At 64.7% G+C, this 24,590-nt stretch carries 27 protein-coding genes; 22 read left to right on the top strand and 5 right to left on the bottom strand.

Annotated features, from left to right (window positions below; genetic code table 11):
* Positions 1-5: 5 nt before the first annotated feature.
* Both D105_RS0111950 and D105_RS14845 read right to left on the bottom strand, forming a co-directional pair.
* On the bottom strand, positions 6-545 hold the full coding sequence (locus D105_RS0111950) for a YjbF family lipoprotein (protein WP_026280481.1): 540 nt from the start codon (positions 543-545) through the stop codon (positions 6-8).
* A gap of 147 nt (positions 546-692) precedes the next feature.
* Positions 693-1,031, bottom strand: a complete 339-nt coding sequence (locus tag D105_RS14845; RefSeq protein WP_081619310.1) for a hypothetical protein — start codon at positions 1,029-1,031, stop codon at positions 693-695.
* Between the two features lie 293 nt (positions 1,032-1,324).
* Between D105_RS14845 and D105_RS0111940 the strand changes: the two genes are divergently transcribed.
* Positions 1,325-1,762, top strand: a complete 438-nt coding sequence (locus tag D105_RS0111940) for an RT0821/Lpp0805 family surface protein (protein ID WP_026280480.1) — start codon at positions 1,325-1,327, stop codon at positions 1,760-1,762.
* 142 nt (positions 1,763-1,904) lie between these two features.
* Here the strand turns inward: D105_RS0111940 and soxB are convergent, their stop codons facing one another.
* The 3 genes from soxB to D105_RS0111925 form a co-directional block, all read right to left on the bottom strand.
* Positions 1,905-3,713 carry a thiosulfohydrolase SoxB gene (gene soxB, locus D105_RS0111935; RefSeq protein ID WP_018878544.1) on the bottom strand — a complete coding sequence of 603 codons (1,809 nt, stop codon included), beginning with the start codon at positions 3,711-3,713 and terminating at the stop codon, positions 1,905-1,907.
* 94 nt (positions 3,714-3,807) lie between these two features.
* On the bottom strand, positions 3,808-5,229 hold the full coding sequence (locus tag D105_RS0111930) for a M48 family metalloprotease (protein ID WP_026280479.1): 1,422 nt from the start codon (positions 5,227-5,229) through the stop codon (positions 3,808-3,810).
* Positions 5,230-5,305: 76 nt separating this feature from the next.
* The gene (locus D105_RS0111925) at positions 5,306-5,659 is read right to left on the bottom strand and encodes a hypothetical protein (protein ID WP_018867555.1); all 354 of its coding nucleotides are present in this window, start codon (positions 5,657-5,659) and stop codon (positions 5,306-5,308) included.
* 199 nt (positions 5,660-5,858) lie between these two features.
* Here D105_RS0111925 and D105_RS0111920 point away from each other — a divergent pair, with 199 nt between their 5' ends.
* The 21 genes from D105_RS0111920 to proV all read left to right on the top strand — a co-directional run bounded on the left by D105_RS0111920 (position 5,859) and on the right by proV (position 24,590).
* Positions 5,859-6,188, top strand: a complete 330-nt coding sequence (locus tag D105_RS0111920; protein WP_018867554.1) for a rhodanese-like domain-containing protein — start codon at positions 5,859-5,861, stop codon at positions 6,186-6,188.
* Positions 6,189-6,325: 137 nt separating this feature from the next.
* Complete coding sequence (locus tag D105_RS0111915; protein ID WP_017941140.1) at positions 6,326-6,556, top strand: sulfurtransferase TusA family protein; 231 nt, start codon at positions 6,326-6,328, stop codon at positions 6,554-6,556.
* Positions 6,557-6,745: 189 nt separating this feature from the next.
* Positions 6,746-7,420, top strand: a complete 675-nt coding sequence (locus D105_RS0111910) for a 4Fe-4S dicluster domain-containing protein (RefSeq protein WP_017941141.1) — start codon at positions 6,746-6,748, stop codon at positions 7,418-7,420.
* 43 nt (positions 7,421-7,463) lie between these two features.
* Positions 7,464-8,870, top strand: a complete 1,407-nt coding sequence (locus D105_RS0111905) for a heterodisulfide reductase-related iron-sulfur binding cluster (RefSeq protein WP_018867553.1) — start codon at positions 7,464-7,466, stop codon at positions 8,868-8,870.
* Positions 8,871-8,893: 23 nt separating this feature from the next.
* Positions 8,894-9,922, top strand: a complete 1,029-nt coding sequence (locus tag D105_RS0111900) for an FAD-dependent oxidoreductase (protein WP_018877060.1) — start codon at positions 8,894-8,896, stop codon at positions 9,920-9,922.
* Positions 9,861-10,733: a hypothetical protein gene (locus D105_RS0111895; RefSeq protein WP_018878542.1), complete on the top strand. Its 873-nt coding sequence runs from the start codon at positions 9,861-9,863 to the stop codon at positions 10,731-10,733. The genes D105_RS0111900 and D105_RS0111895 overlap by 62 nt, the downstream gene beginning before the upstream one ends.
* Before the next feature lie 49 nt (positions 10,734-10,782).
* A complete protein-coding gene (locus D105_RS0111890; RefSeq protein ID WP_018867550.1) occupies positions 10,783-11,499 on the top strand; it encodes a 4Fe-4S dicluster domain-containing protein in 717 nt (238 codons plus the stop codon).
* Positions 11,492-12,403 (top strand): CoB--CoM heterodisulfide reductase iron-sulfur subunit B family protein, encoded by a 912-nt coding sequence (locus tag D105_RS0111885; protein ID WP_018867549.1) that lies wholly within the window; start codon positions 11,492-11,494, stop codon positions 12,401-12,403. The genes D105_RS0111890 and D105_RS0111885 overlap by 8 nt, the downstream gene beginning before the upstream one ends.
* A 110-nt stretch (positions 12,404-12,513) precedes the next feature.
* A complete protein-coding gene (locus tag D105_RS0111880; RefSeq protein ID WP_018867548.1) occupies positions 12,514-12,960 on the top strand; it encodes a glycine cleavage system protein H in 447 nt (148 codons plus the stop codon).
* Positions 12,961-12,968: 8 nt separating this feature from the next.
* A complete protein-coding gene (locus tag D105_RS0111875) occupies positions 12,969-13,376 on the top strand; it encodes a DsrE family protein (protein WP_026279299.1) in 408 nt (135 codons plus the stop codon).
* Positions 13,377-13,412: 36 nt separating this feature from the next.
* Positions 13,413-13,850 (top strand): glycine cleavage system protein H, encoded by a 438-nt coding sequence (locus tag D105_RS0111870; RefSeq protein WP_012982053.1) that lies wholly within the window; start codon positions 13,413-13,415, stop codon positions 13,848-13,850.
* 106 nt (positions 13,851-13,956) lie between these two features.
* Positions 13,957-15,138: a radical SAM protein gene (locus tag D105_RS0111865; protein WP_018877058.1), complete on the top strand. Its 1,182-nt coding sequence runs from the start codon at positions 13,957-13,959 to the stop codon at positions 15,136-15,138.
* Positions 15,131-16,225 (top strand): biotin/lipoate A/B protein ligase family protein, encoded by a 1,095-nt coding sequence (locus tag D105_RS0111860; protein WP_018877057.1) that lies wholly within the window; start codon positions 15,131-15,133, stop codon positions 16,223-16,225. The genes D105_RS0111865 and D105_RS0111860 overlap by 8 nt, the downstream gene beginning before the upstream one ends.
* A gap of 22 nt (positions 16,226-16,247) precedes the next feature.
* Positions 16,248-17,330, top strand: a complete 1,083-nt coding sequence (locus tag D105_RS0111855; RefSeq protein WP_018877056.1) for an NAD(P)/FAD-dependent oxidoreductase — start codon at positions 16,248-16,250, stop codon at positions 17,328-17,330.
* A gap of 54 nt (positions 17,331-17,384) precedes the next feature.
* Positions 17,385-18,557 carry a radical SAM protein gene (locus D105_RS0111850; RefSeq protein ID WP_018867543.1) on the top strand — a complete coding sequence of 391 codons (1,173 nt, stop codon included), beginning with the start codon at positions 17,385-17,387 and terminating at the stop codon, positions 18,555-18,557.
* A 284-nt stretch (positions 18,558-18,841) separates the two neighbouring features.
* Positions 18,842-20,107, top strand: coding sequence for an OmpP1/FadL family transporter (locus tag D105_RS0111845; RefSeq protein WP_018878541.1), 1,266 nt, complete (start codon positions 18,842-18,844; stop codon positions 20,105-20,107).
* A gap of 207 nt (positions 20,108-20,314) precedes the next feature.
* Entirely contained in the window at positions 20,315-21,268 is a 954-nt protein-coding gene (locus D105_RS0111840; RefSeq protein ID WP_018878540.1) for a hypothetical protein, read from the top strand.
* 154 nt (positions 21,269-21,422) lie between these two features.
* Positions 21,423-21,851: a hypothetical protein gene (locus tag D105_RS0111835; protein ID WP_018867540.1), complete on the top strand. Its 429-nt coding sequence runs from the start codon at positions 21,423-21,425 to the stop codon at positions 21,849-21,851.
* A 3-nt stretch (positions 21,852-21,854) separates the two neighbouring features.
* Positions 21,855-22,898 carry a lipoate--protein ligase family protein gene (locus D105_RS0111830; RefSeq protein WP_018878539.1) on the top strand — a complete coding sequence of 348 codons (1,044 nt, stop codon included), beginning with the start codon at positions 21,855-21,857 and terminating at the stop codon, positions 22,896-22,898.
* 47 nt (positions 22,899-22,945) lie between these two features.
* Positions 22,946-23,329, top strand: a complete 384-nt coding sequence (locus D105_RS0111825; protein ID WP_018878538.1) for a hypothetical protein — start codon at positions 22,946-22,948, stop codon at positions 23,327-23,329.
* 55 nt (positions 23,330-23,384) lie between these two features.
* On the top strand, positions 23,385-24,590 hold the full coding sequence (proV, locus tag D105_RS0111820) for a glycine betaine/L-proline ABC transporter ATP-binding protein ProV (protein WP_018867537.1): 1,206 nt from the start codon (positions 23,385-23,387) through the stop codon (positions 24,588-24,590).

Genomic DNA, 24,590 nt, shown 5'->3' with positions numbered 1-24,590 from the left:
CGCGGCTACCACCAGGGGCGCGCCACCTGCCAGGCGATCGCGGGACCGTCCGGCCAGGCCTGACCGTCGTACTCCCAGAGATCGCGGGTTTCGGGATCGCGCCAGAACTCGGCGCGGGTGGTGCCGGCCTGTTTCCAGTCGATCCGTTCGTGACAGCGCTCGAGTTCCAGAGTGGCCAGGGGCAGTTCCCGCGTAGTGGGGGCACTGCATTCGAGCGTGCCCTCACCGATGTGGCGCACCACGGTCCCCGAGGCGTCGCGGACGTGGCGCTCGATGTCGTAGCTGGCGGGAGAGGTACTCCGCCAGGGGGAATCGTCCATGCCCGGGTAGTGGGTGCCGAGCAGGTCGCGACCCATACCGGCCGTGGCGAAGAGGCCCCCGTCGCGCAACTGGAGCGACAGTCCCTCGGCGCTTGGCCAGTACGTGTGCCCATTCGCCATCGCCCCGAGGATCAGCAGCCCGCGGTGGTTCTCGGTGTGGACCGCGAGGGATGCGTACGGGAGCTCCTCGGCGCGGGAGGTCACGTCCGGGCCTCCGGAAACCATCCCTTGCAGGGATGCCCCGAGCGGGGTGGGGCCCCCGCTGCCGCAGCCCGTGACCAGGCTCACGAAAATTCCCAGGCCCAGACATGCGAAAGCCGCCCGGAGGCGGCCTTCGCGAGGGAAGAGCGGATTGGTCCGCATGGGCTGGCGTTACCGGGTGCCCGTAGCCGGGGTGGTGCCGCTACCCGGGGTGGTGCCCGTGCCCGGCGTGGTGCCGGTCGACGCAATCAGGCCGACCAGACGGCCGGAGCGGGTGGCGATGCGCGAGATCGCGCCCGGTTCGGACCGAGCGGCCGCGGAGATGCCGCCGGACGGAGAGCCGCCCGCCACCGGCGCATTGGCGCGGCCCTGCGGGGCGCTCGCGCTGGAACTGGCGCTGGACGGGGCAGCCGCAGCGGGGCCGCCCGTCGTACCGACGGATTGCGCCATCAGGGGGTTGGTTGCGAACAGGCCTGCAACAGCGGCCGTGGCAAGTATCTTCTTGATCATGGTCACGTTCCTCGCTTCACCGGGGGTGTCGGTTGTCGGGATGCAGTCTAGGAGGGGAGCGCACCCGGGGGCCAGAGCAGGGGGGTGATTTTGAGAGGTGAATACGGGGTTTCGCGTACGTGTTTTGATCGGGTTGGGAATTTTGCCCTCTGGAGGTCACATTCGGTCCCGGCTGCCGCATCGCGGGTCTCTTCACGAAGGGTTCAGCCAAGCAGGCCTAGGCTGGAATGTGTCAAGTGATCGCGTGGCCGGATGGCGGCGCAATGGAGGCACAGATGATGAGCAAAATCCTGATGATGCTGGCACTGGCGGGTGCGGTGGCACTGCTGGTGGGGTGTCAGACGATCAGCAAGCAGCAGACCGGGGCCCTGATCGGCGGGGCCGCCGGGGGCGCGATCGGCAGTCAGATCGGTGGCGGGCGCGGGCGTACCGCCGCGATCATTGCCGGCACCCTGGCGGGTGCGGCGATCGGCGGTTCGGTGGGGCGCAGCATGGACGATGTCGACCGGATGCGGGTGTCGCGCACGCTGGAGACGGTCCCGGACCGGCAGAGCTCGACCTGGCGCAATCCGAACACCGGGCATCAGTATCAGGCCACGCCCACCCGCACCTACCGTTCCTCGGGGCAGGACTGCCGCGAGTATCAGGTGCAGGCGACGATGGACGGATATCCGGAGACCATCACGGGCACGGCCTGCCGCGATGCCAGCGGGCGCTGGGTGAACGTCTGACGTCCAGGCGTGATCGCTCGGTCTTGGCTTCCGGTGGTAACCGGTCAAGCACGGCTGTCGAGAGCCGCGCAGCCACAAAAAAGCCCCGCATGAGCGGGGCTTTCTCGTTCCGGGTCGGGCCCGGACGGGTGCCGGCAACCGATCAGGAGCGGCGGTACATGTCCTCGGTGGTCGGGACGAAACCGAGGTTGTCCTCGCCGATACCCGTGACCTTGGGTTCGTTGAGGTCGCTGATGCGTACGTTGCCGTCCAGGCTGCGCAGGTATTCGGCGACACCATCCCAGATGTCGACCCCGACACCGCCCGGAACATTCTGCTGCACGCTGGCCCAGCCGGCGACGACGTATTCCTTGTCGGCATCCAGCTTGCGGCCGTCCAGTTCCATCTCGGAGATCCGGTTGCCGATCTCGGCGGTCGGATCGATGGCATATTTCAGGCCGCCGACGCGCACCATGTCGCCGCCCTGCTGGTAGAAGGGGTCGGCGTTGTAGAGGTTGTCCGCGACGTCTTCCAGGATGTCCTTGATCTGGGCCCCGGTGAAGGTGTTGCGGGTCATCTCCGGATAGGTCAGGCCGGTCTGGTCCATCACGTGCTCGAAGGTGATGGGCATGCCCGGCAGCACCGTGGTGCCCCAGCGGAAGCCCGGGGAGAAGGAGATCTGGGCGTCGTTGTATTCGATCAGGCCGTCGCAGATCAACTGGTCGAAGGTGCCGTTGAAATTGCCGCGGCGGTAAAGCAGGTCGTCGGTGACCGCCAGTTCTTCGGACAGCTTTTCCTCCATGTTGAAGGTTTCGCCCTTCCAGGTGACCTCGCTGTTGCGCATGTTGTGGATGAACGAGGCCATGCCCGGGTGTTCCGGCAGCATCTCGGCGAACACCGGCACCAGGCGGTATTCCCAGTCCTGGATCGCGCCGTCGCGGAAGTCGAAGTCCAGCACGCCGACGAACTTGGCGTTGGAGCCGGCGTTGGTGACCAGGCAGGTGCCGCCATCGGGCCGCTCCACCGGCAGCGGCTGCGGCACGGCGTCGTGGGTGTGGCCACCCATGATGGCGTCCAGTCCCTCGACCATACCGGCCATCTTGATGTCCACGTCCATGCCGTTGTGCGACAGGGCGACGACGATCTCGGCGCCCTCCGCGCGGGCCGCGTTGACCTGTTCCTGCATGTCGTCCGGGCGGATGCCGAAGGACCACTGCTCCACCATCCAGCGCGGGTTGGCGATGGGGGTGTAGGGGAAGGCCTGACCTACGACCGCCACGTTCACGCCATTCATCTCGCGGATCACGTAGGGCTTGAAGATCCGATCACCCCAGTCCACGTCGCGCACGTTCTGGGCCACGAAGTCGATGCCTGCGTCGGCGAAGTCGCCGTTCACGACCTCTTCGACGCGGTCGGCGCCGTAGGTGAATTCCCAGTGGCCGGTCATGATGTCGATGCCCAGCAGCTTCTGTGCATCCACCATGTCCTGCGCGTTGGTCCACAGCGCGGAGCCGGAGCCGCCGCCCCAGGTATCGCCGCCATCCAGCAGGAGGGCGTTCGGGCGGGAGTCACGCAGCTTGTCGACCAGGGTCTTGAGGTGCGCGAAGCCGCCCACACGACCGTATTTCTCGGCCGCTTCCATGAAGTCGAGATTGGTGTAGGCGTGCGCGTAGATGCTGTCGCGCTCGATGTCGTAGTGCTTGAGGAAGTGCTCGCCCACGATATGCGGCGGGCGATTGCGCATGTCGGCCACGCCGAGGTTCATGTTCGGTTCGCGGAAGTAGATCGGCTTCAGCTGGGCGTGGCAGTCGGTGTAGTGCAGCAGGTGCACGTTGCCGAAGCGATCCAGCGCATCGTAGGGATCACCCGCGGTGCCGCCCTTGTTGTTGCTGCAGGCAGCGGTGCCCAGGGGGAAACCGGCGGCGCTGGCGGCGGCCAGCAACTGCATGAATTCTCGGCGTGAGATGTGCATGAGGAATCCTACCTCTCTATTCCGGGTTGGTGGTGAATGGCAGTAAAGACATTTTGCGACGCGAGGTAGACGATCCGTTTCCGGCGTGCATTCCCTAGCGCCGCCCCTCGCGGGCCTCGCGCGCGGTCTCGCGGGCGGAGTCACGCTTGTCCTCGATACGCTGGCGGTCCCGATCGCTGGCATCCGAGGCGTCCATGGCGGCCTCGAACTGGCGGACCGCTTCTTCATACTGAGCGCGGTGGAAGAAGTATTCGGCCATGGCTTCGCGGCTGATTGCAACATAGCCCGCGCCGTCCGCGATGTCGGCCTGCAGGCGCAGCAGCTCCGGGTTGGGGGCGGCCTCCTGGCGGATCATGTCCGACAGGATGCGGATCGCGCGATCGGGCTGGCCAAGATCCCGGTGTACGCGGGCGAGGCGTTCCCGGATCACCGGGTGGCCGGGGTACACCGCGTCCAGGTCCTGCAGCCGCTCGAGGGCCTGTTCATGTTCGCCCTCCTCGCGCAGCAGGGCGGCGAACGCCAGCTCGAGGGTCAGCCCGGGGGCGTCGGCGGCATCGAGCCGTTCCAGTTGTTCGCGCGCGCGGGTGGCCTCTCCGCGCTCGAGATAGGCGACGGCTGCGCCATAGCGCCGCGCGGGGGATGGGGAGTCCGTCGCGCGAAAGCGCTCCAGGGTGCGGCGCGGGTCTTTCAGGGCCTGCACGCGGGCCTGCATCCATTCGAATTCGGGCCCGCGGGCGCGGGTTTCGGTCGCGGCCATCTGGCTGGCCCGGTTGCGGGCATCGGTGATGCGGTCGAGGGTTACCGGGTGGGTGCGCAGGTATTCCGGTACCTGGTCGCCGACCCCGCGCGAGAGCTCCTGCAACCGCTCGAAGAAATCCGCCATCGCGTGCGGGTCGAACCCGGTGCCTTGCAGGATCTGCATGCCGGCGCGGTCGGCCTCGGCCTCGTTCGCGCGGGTGAAGTTGATCTGCTGCTGGATGCCGCCGGCCACGCCGCCGGTGATGACCGCCGAGCCCAGCGTCGGGTCGACCGCGGAGGCGAGGATGCCCGCCAGGATCGCCAGGCCGGTGGTGAAGTTGATGTCGCGCCCGCGCGCGAACATGCGCGCCAGGTGACGCTGGGTCACATGGGCGATCTCGTGTGCCATGACCGCCGCCAGTTCGGCTTCATCGCGTACCTCGAGGATCAGTCCGGCGTGAATGCCGATGATGCCCCCGGGCATCGCAAAGGCGTTGACCTGGCCGTTGTCTACGGTCAGGAAGTAGAAGGGGCCGTCTGCACTGGGGGCGTTAGCCAGGAGCTGGCGCCCGAGCGAGTCCACGTAGAACACGACCTCGGGGTCGGTGACCAGCGGGGCGGTGCGGCGGATCTCGCGCAGCAGCGAGCGACCGAGCTCGCGTTCTTCGGCGGGGGTCAGGACGCCGCCGGAGGCCTCGCCGAGATCAGGGAGGGAGACCCCGCCGGAGTGGGCGGGCGGGGCCGCCAGTAGTGCCAGCGCCAGCAGCGCGGCGAGCAGGAAATGAGCAATAAACAGCAGGCCGCGAGGGCCGGCGGGCGCCGGCCCTGCATTGCGGCAATGCCGGGAGGCGTAGTTACTTGCCAAGCCCCGGGGCCGACGAATAGGTGCGCATGCTGTCACGGGTTTCCCACAGCTTCGGCTTGAGCATCGCCTCGGGCACCATGAACTTCTTGCGATCCAGTACCTTGTGAGTCCGGACCTTCTTAACGATGTCGTCGTAGCCCATCTTGAACAGCAGGCCGACGTCGCCACCGGAGGTGCGGCGCGCGATCATGTAGTCGTCCTGCATGTCGTGCACATAGATGTTGGCGGGGCGCAGCTTGCCGTTTTCGTCTTTCAGCGTGACGGCGTAATGGCCGTCCACCTGGAATTCGCTCTTGTCCACCGGGATATCCTCCGCGAAGCAATGAAGCTGATCAGTATGCATCAGCGTTTCCTGAAGCGGGAGCGACCATAGCAGAACTTTTCGCCACGGGCGACCATCCACCTGCCCGCCGTCGGACTTGTTTGCATTTGCGGCCGGTTTCGCTATGCTCCGCGCCCACTCTTGCGCTGTCAGCGCCGAAGGCATGCCGGCGGGAGTCGCGAGAGTTCGCATTCCACGACGAGACGACCCGGAGCACAGCGTGTACGGATTCAGCGAGATCACCCCGGACGAACTGGAGCAGTGGCGCAGCGAAGGCAAGACCTTTCGCCTGCTCGACGTGCGCTCGCCGGGCGAGACCGGGCGCGGGGTCATTCCGGGTGCCGAGCTGATCCCGCTGGCGACCCTGCCGATGCGCAAGGACGAGTTCACCGGCGACGACACGCCGCTGGTGATCTACTGCCAGAGTGGCGCCCGATCCGCGCAGGCCTGTGCCTTTCTCGCCCAGCAGGGTGTCGACTGCGCCAGCAGCCTGCGGGGCGGCATCGTCGGCTGGGCACAGACGGGCAAGCCGGTGGTAAGCCCGGATTAGAATTCGGTTGTATTCCGATGCCGTTTCGCCTATAAGGGGGAATTCGGCAGGTAACTGTTCGGTCGAGGCTGTCGCGTTCAGGGCCCGATTCGGACTGCAGTACCCGACTGATAAAACGCACTCAAAGGAGAGAAACGATGGCCAACTTTGACCAAGAACTCGATGCTTCCGGCCTGAACTGCCCGCTGCCCATTCTGCGCGCCAAGAAGGCGCTCGCCGCGATGGACGCCGGCCAGGTTCTGCATATCATCGCCACCGATCCGGGCGCCGTGAAGGACTTCCAGGCCTTCGCCAAGCAGACCGGCAACGAGCTGATGGAACACAAGGAAGAAGGCGGCAAGTTCTACTTCCTCGTAAAGAAGGCCTGAAGCGTTTCAAACGCTTGATTCGGGGCGGCAATCCGCAAGGGTTGACCGCCCCGAATCCTGAATAACGACGGTTGCCATGCGGTAACTGGATTGGTGCCTGGACGAGGTCTAGGCTGGCTGCGCAAGGTTCACAAAGAAACCTGCATCGCCTAAAGCGAAGAGGTGTGAGATATGGCGACATACGCTGAGATGCAGCAAATCTTCGACGATATCCGCGGAGATTTTCGCTACGACCACGAGCTCAACGGCTGCCTGAACTGCGGGATCTGCACGGCCACGTGCCCGTCCGCCCAGTTCTACGATTACTCGCCACGCGAGATCGTCCAGCTGCTCTGGACCGAGAACGTCGAGCAGATCTACGACGCGATGCAGGAAAAGATCTGGGCCTGCGCCCAGTGCATGACCTGTGCGGCGCGCTGCCCGTTCAAGAACTCTCCCGGTGGCCTGGTCGCGATCATGCGCGAAGTGGCCATCAAGCACGAGATGCAGTCCGCGAAGGACGTACTCCGTCCGTTCGGCCGCGTCATGCTCAAGCTGATCACCACGGGTAACCAGCTGTCCCCCGACATGATCCAGCCCGATCACTTCCCTGACTGGGGCCCCAACATCCAGAAGGTGGAAGGCGATCTGCGCATCCTGCGCAAGGCGATTCCGGTGAAGACGCTGCAGACGGTCGAGACCGCCTGGGAAGTGTCCCTGAAGACCTCGGTCGAGATGTACACCATCTGGGAAATGACCGGGGTCCTGAAGTCCCTCGAGCTGATGGACGAGAACCTCTTCGACGTGATCGAAGACTTCATCGACGAGAAGCGCGAGGACTACGAAGACTGGCTCGAGGAGCAGGAAGAGGAAGACGACGAGTAAGTCGCTCGCCGAATCCCGCATCCAAGACATCAGGAGAAGCGTTATGAGTGAACAGACCCCAGGCAATCACAACCAGAATGGTGAAGGCGCTGGCGCCGGCACCATGAAGCCGGGCTACCACAACACCGACGGCCAGGGCATTGCCGGTCACGGTTCGTTCTTCCAGTCGACCGATCTGTCGAAGGAAGACGCGGTCAAGGCCACCGACTGGGTGCGCAAGCACGTCGACCGCCGCACCATCGATCTTGGTGATCGCATGGATGACGTCCGCGAGCACATGTACGAGCTCGAGAAGGACGGCCAGATCATCATCCATCGCATCGAGGATCAGCACGAGCCGATGTCGGTGAACACCCTGTTCGGCTGGGAGAAGAAGGTCCCGACCAAGCAGCTGTGGCACCACAAGTCCTGCGGCCAGTGCGGCAACATCCCGGGCTACCCGACCTCGCTGCTGTGGTTCATGAACAAGTTCGGCTTCGAGCCGGGCAAGGACTACCTGGACGAGACCGACCAGACCTCCTGCACCGCGTGGAACTACCACGGCTCCGGTATCGGGAACGTCGAGTCGCTGGCGGCGGTGTTCCTGCGCAACTTCCACCAGGCCTACGTCTCCGGCAAGCAGCACGGGCATGAGCTGGGTCACTTCTACCCGCTGGTCCATTGCGGCACCTCCTTCGGTAACTACAAGGAGATCCGCAAGTATCTGGTGGAGTCCGCCGAGCTGCGCGAGAAGGTCACCAAGATCCTTGGCAAGCTGGGGCGCCTGGTCGACGGAAAGCTGGTCATCCCGGAAGAGATCATCCACTACTCCGAGTGGGTGCACGTGATGCGCAACCGCATTGCCTCCGAGCTGCAGACCATCGACGTCTCCAATATCCGCACGACCGCCCACGTGGCCTGCCATTACTACAAGATGGTGCACGAGGACGCGGTGTACGATCCGTCCGTGCTGGGTGGCAACCGTACCGCGATCATCACCTCCACCGCCCAGGCCCTGGGTGCGCAGGTGATCGACTACTCGACCTGGTACGACTGCTGCGGCTTCGGCTTCCGCCACATCATCTCCGAGCGCGAGTTCACCCGCTCGTTCACGATGGATCGCAAGATCCGCGTGGCCCGCGAGGAAGCCAACGCCGACGTGATGCTGGCCAACGACACCGGCTGCGTCACCACCATGGACAAGAACCAGTGGATCGGTAAGGCCCACAACCAGAACTTCCAGATTCCGATCATGGCGGAAGTCCAGTTCGCGGCCCTGGCCTGCGGTGCGGATCCGTTCAAGATCGTCCAGCTGCAGTGGCATGCGTCGCCCTGCGAGGACCTGGTCGAGAAGATGGGCATGTCCTGGTCCGAGGCCAAGAAGACCTTCCAGGAGTACCTGAAGGAGGTCGAGGCCGGCAATATCGAATACCTCTACAATCCTGAACTCGCTTACGGGGGCAAGGTCTGATGCAGCAAGATACCGTTCTAGTAGTGGGTGGTGGCCCGGCCGGTCTGGCCGCCGCCGCGAATGTCACCTCGGCTGGCTTCAAGGCCGTGATGGTCGAGAAGGAAGACGTCCTGGGGGGCGCCCCGATCCTCTCGGGCTACGCCAAGCTGGTGCCCTCCGGCGAGTGGGCGAAGGACGCCATCGGCCGCATGGTCAAGCGTGTCGAGGATGACTCGAACGCCACCGTGCACAAGGGCGCCAAGGTCGAGAAGCTGGACGGCGAAGCCGGCAACTTCACCGCGACCCTGACCAATGGCGAATCGGTCCAGGCCGGCGCCGTGGTGCTCGCCACCGGCTTTACCCATTTCGACTCCATCAACAAGCCGGAGTGGGGTTTCGGGACGTACGAAGACGTCCTGACCACCACCCAGATGGAGCAGATGGTCGCCAGCGGCAAGATCGCCTGCCCGTCCGACGGCCGTGTGCCCGAGCGGGTCTGCATCCTGCTGTGCGTGGGTTCCCGTGACCGCCAGATCGGCCGCGAGTGGTGCTCCAAGATCTGCTGCACCGTGTCCGCCAACCTGGCGATGGAGATCAAGGAGATCTCGCCGGAAACCGACGTGTTCATCTACTACATGGACATCCGGACCTTCGGCCTGTACGAAGACAAGTTCTACTGGAAGTCCCAGGAAGAGTTCAAAACCAAGTTCGTCAAGGCGCGTATCGCCGAAGTGACGGCCTCTGGTGATGGCCGCCTGCTGGTCAAGGGCGAAGACACCCTGGTCAAGCGTCCGATCGTCATCCCGTTCGACATCGTGGTGCACGCGATCGGCATGGACCCGAACGCCGACAATCCCGAGATCTCGCAGGTCTTCGGTGTCGGGCTCGAGAAGCACGGCTTCCTGGAGCGCGCCGAGCAGTACACCAACACCTGTGGCACCACCCGCAAGGGCGTCTATTCCTGCGGTGCGGCCTACGGTCCCGAGACGATCGATGACTCGATCGCCCAGGGTGCCGCCGCTGGTGGTCGCGCGGTTGCGGATCTGCATGCGCTGGTTCAGAAAGCCGGCTGAGGTCGTTAGCGACGCGGCGGCTTCCGGGCTTGCCCCGGAGCCGCTGGAGGTCAGCTTCGACAAGGAGATCCTTGCGACGAAGCTTAACAGTCTGAACGAGGCCATCGCCGAGGCCGGCGGGGTCGACGGACTGGAGACCTTCATCGAGGCCCTGCGGTCGAAGCACGAGGTGTTTGCCGCGATCGTGGCCAAGGGCGACGAGATCGATGCCGAAGATGTCCGGACCCTTGGCGGTCTGGTGTTCTCGGTCCGGCGCAAGCTGGGCTCGTTGATGGCCGAACGACAGGGTGCGCTGGTCGACGGGGTTCGGGCGCTGGTGCGGCCGGATGTCGAGGTCAACGAGCGCCTCGCCGGGTTCGCGGACCTGGCGGCCGACGACAAGAAGCTGCGGCGAGCGATCTGGGACTTCGGTGCCGAGATCCTGCACTTCGCGGACCCCGAGGCCATGCCGCTGGCGTGTCGCTGGGTCTGGGATACGTCGACCACGACGGGTGCGCTGCGGGAGTTTATCCGCGGCAATGACACCCTCCGGTCGATCCCCATCGGGGATTCCGTCGGGGCGATCGAGGGGGCGCGGCGCTGGTTTTTCGATGCGCTGGCCGAGGAGGGCTTCTATCGGGACCTGCCGTTCGTGACGGACCTGGTCTGGGTGCAGGCCTATTCGGACTATGCCCGGTCGCTGTCGATGAGTCTGGGGATGATCGACAACCAGTTCGGTACCAAGCAGGACCCGCTGGAACTGGCTGTCAAGATGCTGGGGATCGACTCCCCGGAAGGTCGCCTGAAAGGAACCGATGCGTCGCTGCATTGAATAACGGAACGAACTTGAGCCTGGCTACACAGGTTTTCGGAGAGACGTCATGGCAATACATGAAAAGGCACTGATCGAGGACGAGCGCCTCCAGCAGCACGATGAGCTGGTGGTCGACGGGGTGGATGTGTCCGGCCACTGGAACACCATGATCGCCCCGCGCACGGTGCGCGATTACGACGACGATTTCGAATCGAAGATCCAGAGCTTCGCGGGTGGCGAAAACGTCCACCGCTGCTGGCAGTGTGGTTCGTGCACGAACTCCTGCACGATGTACGCGCAGAACGTGCAGTTCAATCCGCGCTACTGGATCTACCTGACCCGCCTGGGCATGAAGGAAGAGCTGGTCAAGGACAAGGACATCATCTGGCAGTGCGTCTCGTGCAACAAGTGCACGAACATCTGCCCGAAGGACGTGAAGCCTGAAGGTGTGATGAAGGCCCTGGCGCACTGGATGGAAGAGGAAGGGATCACCGAGAAGGCCCCGTCCACGCACTTCGACGAAGAGTTCGCCGACCAGATCTACAAGACCGGCCGCATCGAAGACGGCAAGGTCATGCAGAACTTCTTCAAGAAGACCGGCCAGCCGCTGGTGCAGGAATGGCTGAAGGTGTTCATCTTCCGCATGATGAAGCACCTGCCGGTGAAGCATCTGATGGCGATGGGCTTCAACACGATTCATACGCCGCGCACGAAGTCCTGGGGCAAGACCGGGGACGTGCTGAAGAATTACGTGCGCGAACAGAAGGAGGCCGCTCATGGCTAAGGTTGCTTACTATCCGGGTTGCGCGCTCGAGGGCTCCGGTGGGCCGTACGACCGCTCCACCCGCGTGCTGGTCAAGGCGCTGGGTCTCGAGATGGAGAACCTGCGGGACTGGAACTGCTGTGGCGCGATGGAGGTGAAGAACGTCCATCCCATGCTGCAGACCTACCTGTCCGCGCGGAACATGGCGATCGCCTCCGAGCAGATGGGCATGGACACCGTGATGGCGCCGTGCAACGGCTGCTACCACAACCTGAAGAAGGCCGAGTACGAGACCGCCACCTCCGAGGACGCGATGAATACCGTCCAGGATCTGGCACGCAAGTCGGACGACCCGGTCTACAGCGGCGACGTGCGCACGCTGCACCTGCTCGAGTGGCTGATGGAAGAGCTGGGTCCCGAGGGGATCAAGCAGAAGATGACCAAGAGCCTGAACGGCATCAAGGTCGCCAACTACTACGGCTGCATGTATACCCGGCCGCGCCAGATCTTCCCCGAGAAGGACAACGGCCCGGGTTCTGACTCCAGCTACCAGCCGCACTTCATGGACGACCTGCTGGGTGCCGCCGGTGCGGTGAACGTAGAGTATCCGCTGAAGACCTCCTGCTGCGGCGGGGCACATACGCTGTCGGATTCCGACACCTCGACCCAGCTGGTGCTGAACCTGCTGCAGTCGGCCGAGGATTCCGGCGCGGAAGTGATCGCGACCGAGTGCCCGACCTGCCACTCCGGTCTGGAGATGCACCAGGTGCGCGCCGAGACCGAGTTCGGGATCAAGACCGACGTGAAGGTGCTGTACTTCACCCAGCTGCTGGGTCTGGCCATGGGCCTGTCCCCGCGCAAGCTGGGCATTCACGAAAACGTGAGTGACTCGATCGGTCTGCTGAAGGAGAAGGGGGTCATCTGATCCCTGGCTCCATGCCCAGCATGGCCCATTGACGAGTTCAGAAGACGGGCGCCTGGCGCCCGTTTTTTGTGGAGGCACGGGTCCGCTCGGTCCCGGGAACGAGGCGAAACATGGATTGCAACGGCTGCGAGTTTCACCCTGAACTGTTCTACGACGACGAGTTCCAGATCTGGCTGCGCCGCGAGGACGACGACACCCTGACGGTGGGGATGACCGACCTGTCGCAGACGATCGCGGGGAAGATCATCCACGTGCGCGTCCGGCGCCCCGGCACGCGACGCCCCCCGGGCAAGCCGGTGGCGACCATCGAGAGTGGCAAGTGGGCAGGCCCGATTCCGAACTTCATCGACTGCAAGATCGTCGAGGGCAATGACGAGGTGCTGGAGAATCCGGTGCTGCTGAACTCCGATCCGTACAATGCCTGGATCGCCCGGGTCGAGCCGACCAATGGGGTCGAGGCGGCGCTGGAGGAGTTCCTCACCGGGGACAAGGCCGAGGAAGGCTATTGCAAGCGGGCCAAGGATGACGACATCCAGTGCCAGCGCAAGCTGCGGTGAGCGAAACCATGGCGAATCTCGACGACGACTACTACCTGGACAACGACGAGCAGACGGTCGTGATCATCATGACCTCGGGCCCGTCGACGCCGGGGCGCTGTGCCACCCCGTTCTATCTCGGTTCCGTGATGGCGTCCATGGACGTGGATGTCTATATCTTCTTCACTATGGAAGGCGTGCGCCTGATGGAGAAGGGGGTCGCGGACGACCTTCGGGCCATGGAAGACGGCAAATTGATCAAGGATTTTATTCAGGACGCGAAGCGCGCCGGAGTGCGGCTGCACGTTTGCCAGCCCGCGCTGCCGGGGTATAGAATCGACGCGTCTTCGGATCTCATCGACGAAGTCGATGAAGTGAATCGGGCGAGCGAACTAGCCGACCTGATACTACGCAGTGATAAAACGATAACGTTTTAATTTTCCCGCTTTATTTGAATATTCCTGGAGGAAGACATGGGTGCAGTTCGGGGTTGTGATATTCCGGAAGATCTGATGTACAACGTTGAAAACAACGTTTGGGTGCGCAAGGAAAGCGACGGTACCGCGACGGTCGGCCTGACTTCCTACGCCTGTTCGCTGGCGGGCACGATCGTGTCCTACACCCCGAAGAAGGTTGGCAAGACGGTCAAGAAGGACAAGTCCTGCACCACCGTCGAATCCGGCAAGTGGGTAGGTCCGGCGAAGACCCCGGTCACCGGTGAAGTCACCGAGACCAATGACAAGGTTGCTGCCAATCCGGGGCTGATCAACGAAGATCCCTACGGCGAAGGCTGGCTGATCAAGCTGAAGCCGGAAGACTGGGACGGCGAAGTCGGTGATCTGAAGACCGGCTCCGATGCCCTGGCGGCCTTCGAAGCCAAGATGGAAGCGGACGGTTTCGGCGGCTGCTGATCCCGGTTCCGGTCCGGGCCGCCGTTCCCTCGAGGTCGGCGGCCCCTTTTTTTCGGTAATACCCGAGTAAAACCTTCAAGAAATTCGCCGAACCCGGAGAACGCCCATGACGAGCTGGAACGATGTAATCCAGCGGGTCGAGCCCCTCGAGGACGTCCCTGTCGATCCGTCGCTGGTTGATGACCTCCAGCACAGCCTGCGACACAGCGGTGACCCGGGTTCGGTGCACTTCTACACCCCTACGTTCAAGTCCTATCAGTCGACGGAACTGGCCGATTGCGGCAAGAGTGCCTGGCCGGCCATGTCCATCACCGGCGGTGACTGCAAGCTTGCCTGCGATCACTGCAAGGCGAAGATCCTGGAGCCGATGATCCCCGTCCGCACCCCGGAGGATCTCTGGCGCCAGGTGAATGGTGTGATCGAGTCGGGGGCCCAGGGCATGCTGCTGACCGGAGGCTCCAACCATCGCAACGAGGTGGAGTACGACCCGTACTACTCCACCATCCGCCGGATCAAGGACGAGTTCCCCGAGTTCCGTATTGCCATGCACACGGCGCTGGTGGATGACGACATCGCGTTGTCCATGGAGCAGGCCGGCATCGACGCGGCTATGATGGACGTGATCGGTGCCCAGGACACGATCACCCAGGTCTATCACCTGCGCCGTAGCGTGGATGACTTCGAGCAGACGCTCGAGAGCCTGGTGAACACCAACATGAAGGTGGTCCCCCATATCGTGATCGGCCTGCACTACGGCAAGCTGCTGGGCGAGTGGAACGCGCTGGAGATGCTGGCGCGCCATCTGCCCGACGCGGTGGTGCTGGTGGTGGTCATGCCGTTCTACGCCCCGGCCAGCCGTCCGTTCGAGACCCCGGACGTGCACGCGGTCGGTCGCTTCTTCCACGATGCGCGCGAGCGCCTGGGCGATACGTCGCTGCTGCTGGGGTGTGCCCGGCCGCCGGGCGAGGCCAAGAGCCAGATCGACAGCTACGCGGTGATGGCGGGACTGTCCGGCATCGCGCACCCGGCCGAGGGTGTGGTGGAACTCGCTGCGCGCCTGGGCAAGAAGGTCCGGGTCACGCCGGCCTGCTGTTCCATCGCGGTCGGCGACGAGGTGATGGCCGAGGACGCCGGCGTCGGCAGCGGCGTTGAGCTGGACCTCGACACCATCGTGGCGGAGGAGACCCGCCGTCGGGAACAGGAGCGCAAGGCGCGCCAGGGCCTGGGCGGCATCCGCATCGTGACCGAAGGCGGCGAAGTGGCATCCGGGGGTGGCTGTCATGCCTGAACGCGATCAGACGACCCTGCGCGTCCTGGACACCGGGCTGCGCCCGGCGGCCGAGAACATGGCCTTCAACCGCTCGTTGCTGGAGTGTCACCAGGAAGGCGTTTCCCCGCATACCCTGCGCTTCCTGCAGTTCGAGCCCTGCGCGCTGGTGGGCTTTCACCAGAACGTCGACCAGGAGATCAACACCGAGTACTGCAAGGAGCACGGGATCGCGATCCAGCGGCGCATTACCGGCGGCGGTGCGATCTATTTCGATGCCACGCAGCTCGGCTGGGAGCTGTACCTGGACAAGCGCTTCCTCGGCACGGCGGACATGGGCCAGATCGCCGCCCGCATCTGCAACGCGGCGGCCGCGGGCATGCGCTCGCTGGGCGTGGACGCGCAGTTCCGCCCGCGTAACGACATCGAGGTCGATGGCCGCAAGATCTCCGGTACCGGCGGCGCCTTCGATGGCGAGTCGATCATGTATCAGGGCACGCTGCTGATCGAATTCGATGTCGAGGACATGCTGCGCATCCTGCGCATTCCGGCCGAGAAGCTCTCGAACAAGGCGATCGAGTCCGCCCGGGACCGGGTCGTGAACCTGGCGACGCTGCTGGAGGAGATGCCGGCCCTGGATGTGGTGAAGGACGCCATCGCGCGTGCCTTCGCCGAGGAGTTCGGTGTGCGCACCGAGGCCGCCGATCTGCTGCCGGAAGAGCGTCGCGCCTTCGACGCGGCCCTGGCCGAGATCGATACCGAGGAGTGGGTGTACCAGCGCAACCGCCCGGCGACCGATGCCCCGATGTTCGAGAGCATCTTCAAGTCCGACGGTGGCCTGATGCGCGTGGGTGCGGCGCTCGATCCCGAGCGCAAGCGCCTCAAGCAGCTCTGGATTACCGGCGATATCTTCGTCAAGCCGGCGCGGACCATCGCGGACCTGGAAGCCGCCCTGCGCGATACGCCGCAGGCCGAGATGGAGGATCGCGTGCGCGCCTTCTTCGCGGAACGCGACGTGGAGATGCTGCAGCTGACGGCCGACGACTTCATCGCCGCCATCCAGTCGGCCCTGGCGCAGGCCGAGGTCGACTCGGCGGCCGCGCAGTGAGCCGCGCCGGGAGCCTTCGCTGATGCTGCCGTCCAGGGTCGATGTCCTGGTGGTGGGGCTGGGGCCCGGCGGGGCCTCCGCCGCGCGCGTATGTGCCGCGGCCGGGCTGTCGGTGCTGGCGGTCGAGCGCAACAAGGCGTTTGGCGAGCCGGTGCAGTGCGCCGAGTTTATCCCCAACCCGATGGGCGCTTATGCAAAGCCCGAGGGCGTTCTGCTGCAGCGCATCGATTCCATGCAGAGCTTCCTGCCCTCCGGCACCGTCGAGCATTCCGACTTCCCCGGCCTGATGGTGGATCGCGGCGAGTTCGACCGCGCCATCATCCGAGCGGCCGAGGCGAATGGGGCGCAGCTGGTCACCTCCACGCCGCTGATGGCGGTGGATGCCGAGCGTCACGTCGCCCGGGTGAAACATCAGGGCGCGGAGCAGGAGGTCGGCTATCGCGTACTGATTGCCGCCGACGGTCCGCATTCTCCGGTCGCCGAATCGCTCGGCCTGGAGTCTCTGCCCACGGTGCAGACGCGCCAGTACACCGTGCCGCTGAAAAAGGCCTATACCGCAACCGATGTCTGGCTCTCCGACGATTATCCGGGTGGCTACGCGTGGCTGTTCCCCAAGGGGGAATGGGCCAACCTTGGTCTGGGCGCCGACAAGCGGATCGCCGGTGACCTTAAGGCCCCGCTGGAGTCCCTGCACGCCCAGCTTGTGGAGCAGGGCCTGCTGGGCGAAGAGATCCGCTATCGCACCGGCGGGGCGATCCCGGTCGGCGGCCTGCGGGAGTCGCTGGTGGCGGGGGATGTCCTGTTCGTCGGCGATGCCGCCGGGCTGACCCACCCCATCACCGGCGCCGGCATCGCCGCCGCCGTGGTGTCGGGCGAGGCCGCCGGCGAGGCCGCGATCGGCCACCTGGAAGGCGATGCCGAGGCCTTTGCCGACTACGACGAGGAGATGCGCGACCAGTACGGGCCGGCGCTGGAGCGGGCCTGCGAACGGCGTGCCTTCCTCAACGAACACTGGCGAACCCCGCGGGCGCAGGAAGACGCCACCCAGCGCCGCGGATGGATTGCATTTTCCGAGTATTTCAACGATGGTGACCGGGCCGCGTAATCGGACCCGGTCGACGGATGCCTGGCATCCCCGAGACAACGCTGGAGGAACCCCATGAGTGCAAGTGCAGAGGAGATGGTCGCGCCGATCAACTTTTACCGGCCCGACTATCACATCAAGACCCCGGACATGCGTTCGCCGGAGTACGTGCAGATGTCCACCGCGGCCGCGATCACGCTGGGCCTGGTGCCGGGCACCATGCATCGCACGTCCTGCACGCACTGCCTGAACCTCCTGGTGACCTATCCGGAAGGCTGCCGCGCCAACTGCTCCTACTGCGGCCTGGCCCGCCACCGCGAGGAATCGCGGGACTACGCCGATCGCAACTTCATCCGCGTCGACTGGCCGACCGCCAAGTACGACGAGGTGATCGAGCGCGTGAAGAATCATGCCGACGCCGGTCAGTTCGAGCGCATGTGCATCTCCATGATCACGCATCCGAACTCCGATGCCGACACCGTCGAGCTGCTGGAGCGCTGGGTCGCCGAGGTCAACCATATCCCGGTGTCGATCCTGTCGAACCCGACCACCATGAGCTATGAAGACCTCCAGCTCCTGCGCGACAAGGGCGCGGACATCTTCACCGTCGCGCTGGACGCGGTGACCCCGGAGATCTTCGAGCGCACCCGTGGCAAGTCGGTGGAGAGCCCGCATACCTGGGACAAGTACTGGCAGTCCATCGAGTGGGCCGCCGAGATCTTCGGCCCGGAAAAGTTCGGCGCGCACCTGATCTGCGGCATGGGCGAGACCGAGGAAGAGATCCTGCAGGTCTGCCAGCGCATCCGCGACCTGGGCGGTCATAACCACATGTTTGCCTTCTTCCCGGAAGAGGGCTCGCTGATGGAAGACTGGAACCCGGTCCCGCGTGACCAGTGGCGCCGCGTGCAGCTGGGCCGCTTCGTCATCGACTACGCCGGTGGCCGCATCGACGACATGAAGTTCAACGCCGACGGCCAGGTGGTGGACTTCGGTCTGCCGCAGTCCGAGGTCGAGGAACTGATCGCCTCCGGCAAGCCGTTCCAGACCTCCGGCTGCCCCGGCAAGTCGGACGAGGAGGTCTCGGCCTGCAATCGCCCTTACGGCGATTCCAGCCCGACGGACATCCTGTCGTTCCCATTCGCGCTGAACAGCAGCGACGTCGGGTTCGTCAAGCGGCAGATGGCCGGGGAAGACGTCGGCACCTTCGACTTCGACGCCGACGAGGCGGAAGACGAGAAGACAGCCTGAAAACGATAGTGGTAGTATCCAGCGAAAGCCCCGGCATCCCCGGGGCTTTCGCACGTCAGGGGATCAATAAGACTTTTTGAATATTCAGGTTTCGAGCAGGGTTATCAAGGCCATTCCGAAGAGTGCCCTTGAACAGACCTGCCGAAAAACTCGCGACACGGTCGGTCACCGTGGCGCGGGCCGTGGGGACACCACCAAGACCGGACCGGCGGCATTACAAGGGGGCCGCGCGTAACCGGGGTGTTCGCACAACACAACAAGAAGACCACCAAAGGAGATACAAAATGGAAGCACGCATCATTCGCCGCAGCCTGGTGACGATCGCGGTCGGCCTGGCCATGGGCTCCGCCGGCGTCGCGCACGCCACCAACGGCTACTTCGCCCACGGCTACGGCACCAAGGCCAAGGGCATGGGGGGCGTCGGGATGGCGATCTCCCAGGATTCCTACGCCCCGGGCATCAACCCCGCCGGCATCGCCGGCATGGAAACCCGCATCGACGGCTCCCTCGCCTATTTCCGTCCCGAACGTTCGGTGACCTTCGAGAATCAGATGGGGTCCATGACCGTCGACTCCGGCAGTGAAGATTTCTTCATTCCCTCGTTCGGGTACGTGCAACAGATCGATGAGAACCGCTCCTGGGGTATTGCCCTGCTGGGTAATGGCGGCATGAACACCGATTACCCCGGCTACATGACCGGTGACCCGACCTGCGATCAAGGGGGTGGCGGGATCTTCTGTGGAGGACCGGCTGGTGTGGACCTCGAGCAGTTGGCGATTATCCCGACCTACGCTCAGCGATCGGCTAACGGCGGATTCAGCGTGGGCTTCAGTCCGATCATCAGTTACCAGCGATTCAGTGCGAAGGGCCTGGGGGCGTTCCAGGGGATGAGCAGTGACCCCGAGAACCTCACGAACAATGGAACCGATACCACTTGGGGGTACGGAGCCCAGATTGGTTTCCAGGCTGAACTGGCGGAGACCGTGACCCTCGGTGGTAGTTATCGCACCAAAATCCGAAACAGTGAATTTGATGACTACAGTGGGCTCTTCGCAGACGGCGGGAGCTTTGATATCCCATCGACCCTCGGTCTGGGCATCGCCGTTGAGGTAACCCCGAGTATCACGGTTTCCGCAGACTACACGCGCATCAACTATTCCGAGATTGATTCGATTTCCAATCCGAGCATGACCGGTATGCCTTTCGGCGCGGAAGGCGGGCCCGGCTTCGGCTGGCGAGACATTGGCGTATTCAAGATTGGTGCCCAGTTCGAGACGGCCAATGACTGGACCTGGCGTGTGGGCTACAACCGAGGGCAGAATCCGATCCACGCTCGTGACGTAACGCTCAATATCCTGGCGCCGGCCGTGATGGAAGACCACTTCACCGCCGGATTCACCAAGGCTTTCGGTCAGCATGAGCTGAACTTCGCCGCCATGTATGCTCCGAGCAATAGCGTATCCGGAGCACACATGATGCAGCCGGGGACCGACGTGAAGATCGAGATGGAGCAGTACGAGCTCGAGATCGGGTACGCGTACCGATTCTGATCGGGAGGTCCGGGGCGGTCGCCTGACCGCCGCGGGGCTTCGGTGTCACGCGCCCGGGAGGGGCGCGCCGACCTTGAGGGGAAGGTCGGATCCGCCAGGGAGGGCGGGTGATTCTGAAGTCCGGGACGCACCGGGGGGTGCGTCCCGGGCCCTTCTTTCTGTCGAGCATTCCGCTCGGATTTACCTGAGAATTCAAAGGAGGATGCCATGCGAGCAATCCACGCCTTGCGCGGGAGTGTCCGCGCCGTCGGCATGGTCGCGGCGGTTGCGCTGTTCGCGGCGAGCCAGACCGTGGCGGCGGACAACTACCGTCCGTTCGTGCTGGCCTACACCGAATCGGGGACGGATGTCTCCGCCGAGGCCGCCAGTGTGCGGGAACGCCTGGAGGGGGCCGACTTCCGGTTCCTGGGCGAATATCCGGTCAGTGACGACCGCCATGTGGTCGTGGTGACCCACGATGATCTGCTGGCGGTGGCCGGCTCCGAGGAACGCGGCGGCTACATCGCCCCGATCCGTGTGGCCGTGACGGCCGTCGATGGCGAACTGCAGGTGAGTTACAACAACCTGGAGTATTTCCGTCATGCCTACCGCCTGGACGCACCCGTATCCGGCGTCAGTGACCGGCTGGCCAGTACTCTCGGAGCGGAGCGCGACTTCGGGTCCGAGGACGGCATGAGCGAGCGCGACCTGAATCGCTATCGCTACACCTTCGGCATGGAGCGCTTCGATGCGCCCTACGAGCTGGCCAGCCATGGCAACCGGAGGGGCGCGTTGAGCGAGCTGGACAGCAACCTGGGCAACCGGGTTGCGGGGGTCAGCGAGGTCTACCGGGTGGATATTCCGGGCCAGGACGTGACCGTGATCGGTGTGGCCGTGCGCGAGTCCGACGGGGCGGCCCAGGACTCGGCCGATCTGCACCAGCTTGGCATCGTGGACGTGGGCGAGTTCCGCCATACCGCGACGGTGCCGATCGAGATCCTGGTCCGCGGCGGCGAGGTCGAGGCCCTGCACATGCGTTTCCGCAAGGCTCTGCACTTCCCGGATCTGCGCATGCTGGGTGACAACAGCTTCATGCGGCTGCGCAGCTCGCCCGGTGCGCTGGAAGAGACCCTGAAGGAAGTCGCGGGTTACGAAGAAGAGGATACCGGCTTCGAGTGGTAAGACCGCTGGAGACCGCCTGCGCCATGGAACGGCGCAAGGGTGCGCGGAATTCCCGCGTAGCCCACTCAAGAACCCCGGTCCGCCGGGGTTTTTTTACGATCCGGACATGCACTTGTTTTATGCTCCCGCAACACTCGCGGCAGGACGCACATCCATGAAATCGATGAAGATCGCCAACATTGGCGAGATCCGCAACGAACTCAACAAGTACAAGAAGGGCAAGAAGCTCGATATCCACCAGTTCAACCAGGTGGCGCGCCTGGCCTGGCTGGGCAAGATCGTGATGCAGCCGCTGGATCTGGAAGACCCGGACTGCAAGTCCTTCCTGGTATATATCCAGGAGCCGGAAGAGCTGGCCGCGCATTTCCTCGATACCGACCAGGAACTGACCGGCGGCATCCACATCATCGATGGCGAGCAGGCGATGGCCATGGTCGAGATCATGCGCAGCGGGGTCGAGGAGCGCGCCAAGCTGTACGAGGACCTCTCCCGCAGTGACTTCTATTTCCGCTATTTCTACCAGCCCGGCCAGGAGGACAAGGCAGACGACTCCAGTGCCGGACAGGACAAGCCCGAGGGCTGACACTTGGTCGCATCCACGGTAACCCCGGAGTGGATCGACGCCGGGGCCCGATCCGCCGAAGAACTCCACGCGCTGTATACCGGTCTTGCGGCCTCCACCGCTCCGGATGCGCCCCCGCGTATACTGTGGGTGCACGCGCACGAGCCGCATATCTCGATCGGGGCCAGCCAGGACGCGGAATCCGACCTGGACCTGGCTGCCTGCGCCGAACAGGGTGTGCCGGTCGTGCGGCGTCCACTGGGCGGCGGCTCGGTCTGGGTGGACGCCGACCAGGCCTGTTTCTTCCTGATCCAGCCGCGCCAGGTGCTGGCCCGTGGGCATCGCCACCTCTTCGCCGTGGGACTGGGCATCGCCATGGATGTGCTGCGCGCGCTCGGTCTGGAGGGTGTGGAGGCCCGGGGCCAGGATGTCTGGGTCCAGGGGAGCAAGATCATGGGGACCGGGGCCGCAACGCTCGACGAGGGCTGTGTGTTCGGCGCCAGTTTCCTGCGACATTTCCCGGTCGAGCGCTTCCTCGCCTGCGTGTATGCCCCCAGCGAGGGCTACCGTGACTGGTTGCGCCCGGCGCTGGAGACGGGCATGACCGACTGCGCCCGCCAGTGTCCGCAGGTCCCCGCGCCCGCGCAGGTCGAGGCGGCCCTGCAGGATGTGCTGGCGCGCCGTTTCGGCATTCCGGCACGCCGGATCGAGCCGGACCGGGCGACCCTCGATCAGTGGCTGGCGCTGGGGCGCGAGGAGCTGACGGACCTCGCCGACGGCCAGGGATCGCCGTCGGTGCGCGATGGCATCCGCGTGAACCGCGACAATCACGTGTTCGAGACCCGCGGGGCCTGCGGGCGCCTGCGCCTGCACGTCGAGGGGTCGCATATCGCGCGGATCTGGTGCGAGGATGCGGCCACCACCGCCATCCTGGAGGAGCGCCTGGTCGGTGAATCGCCGGAACGCCTGCGCGTGCGCTCGCGCCTGAACGGCCAGCTCGATGCCCGCATGGTGGATGAGATCAGTGCCCGCATCGACGGGCTTTATCGCGGAATCGCAGCGGCCTGACAGGCCCCGGTCCCGAGCCCCCTCCCCACGAACGCCGGAGAAGCCGCATGTCCGAACCGACGATCGAACGCCGCCTGGAGAAACGCCTGATCCTGATGACCCGGGACGGCGCGATGGGCGAGCGCCTGCAGGCCCAGCTGCCGCCGGAGTGGCAGTTGCACCAGGTCACCGACCTGGATGAGCTCGGGCCGTGGAACGAGATCCTGCTGTACCGATTCCTGCTGCTGGACCTGGACGAGATCGAGGCCTTTGATCCGCTCGACGTGATCCGGATGCTGCGCATGGAATACCAGATCAACCTTCCGGTATTCTGCTTTGGTGGCGATCAGGACATCCAGGATGAAATGCGCCTGGCCCGCGCCGATCGCTTCTTCGGGCGCGACGAGATGATCGAAAAGCTGCCCGAATTCGTCCGCCAGTACGACTGGTAGCCATCGGCCCGCGCGGGGCCTGGCGCCGCGAGGTGTATTGCAGGGAGATCGTCGAATGGACCCCATCATCCGGGTGCGCGAGCTGTACAAGGTCTTTGGCCCGAACCCGCAGGAGGGCCTGCGGCTGATCGAGGACGGGCTCGACAAGGACACCATCTTTGAGCGTACCGGCAACACGGTGGGCGTGAAGGACTGCAACCTGGATATCGCCGAAGGCGAGATCTTCGTGGTGATGGGGCTGTCCGGGTCCGGCAAGTCCACCCTGGTGCGGCTGCTGAACCGCCTGATCGAGCCGACCGCGGGGACCGTCGAGGTCCGCGGGCGTGACGTCACGCGCATGAGTCAGCGCGAGCTGATCCGGCTGCGCAGCGAGGATCTGGCGATGGTGTTTCAGTCCTTCGCGCTGATGCCGCACAAGACCGTGATCGACAACGCTGCGCTGGGGCTGGAGATCGCCGGCGTGGGCCGCGCCCGGCGCCGCGAGCGCGCGCTGGAGGCGCTCGACCAGGTTGGTCTGAAGGCCCATGCCCGCAGTTATCCCGACGAACTCTCCGGCGGCATGCAGCAGCGCGTGGGACTGGCGCGGGCGCTGGCGACCGACCCCTCCATCATGCTGATGGACGAGGCCTTCTCCGCGCTGGACCCCCTCATCCGTACCGAGATGCAGGACCGGCTGCTGGATCTGCAGCGCGAGCACCGGCGTACCGTGGTGTTCATCTCCCACGACCTGGACGAGGCCATCCGCATCGGCGATCGCATCGCCATCATGCAGGGCGGCGAGGTGGTGCAGGTTGGCACGCCCAAGGAGATCATCCTCGATCCAGCCAACGAATACGTGCGTTCGTTCTTTCACGGGGTGGACATCACCCAGGTGTTCCAGGCGCGCGACATCATGGACAGCGAGACCATCCCCGTCCTCGCGGCGGATACCACGGCCGGCGAGGCCCGTAGCCGCATTGCGCGCGTGCCCGGCAACGAGGCCGTGATCGTCGATGCCGCGGGGCGTTTCCAGTCCGTGGTTCAGGCCAAGCGCCTGGGCGAGCTGACCGTGGACCGCCCCGCGAGCGAGGTGGCCGTGGAGGTCGAGCCGGTGGGCGAGGACACGCCTCTCGCGAATCTCCCGGGCCGGGCGGCGCAGGCGCCAGTGTCCATCCCGGTAGTGGATGCGGAAGGACAGTTCCGGGGGCTGGTGACCCTGCAGCGCCTGGTCGAGGCCCTGGATCGCAGTCGGAACGCGGCCGCCGCGAACGGAGATCACTGA

The sequence above is a fragment of the Thioalkalivibrio sp. ALE28 genome, from assembly GCF_000377425.1.
Taxonomy (GTDB): Bacteria; Pseudomonadota; Gammaproteobacteria; order Ectothiorhodospirales; family Ectothiorhodospiraceae; genus Thioalkalivibrio.
Note: the sequence above shows the minus strand (reverse complement) of the source record. Positions and strands in the feature narration are given on the sequence as shown.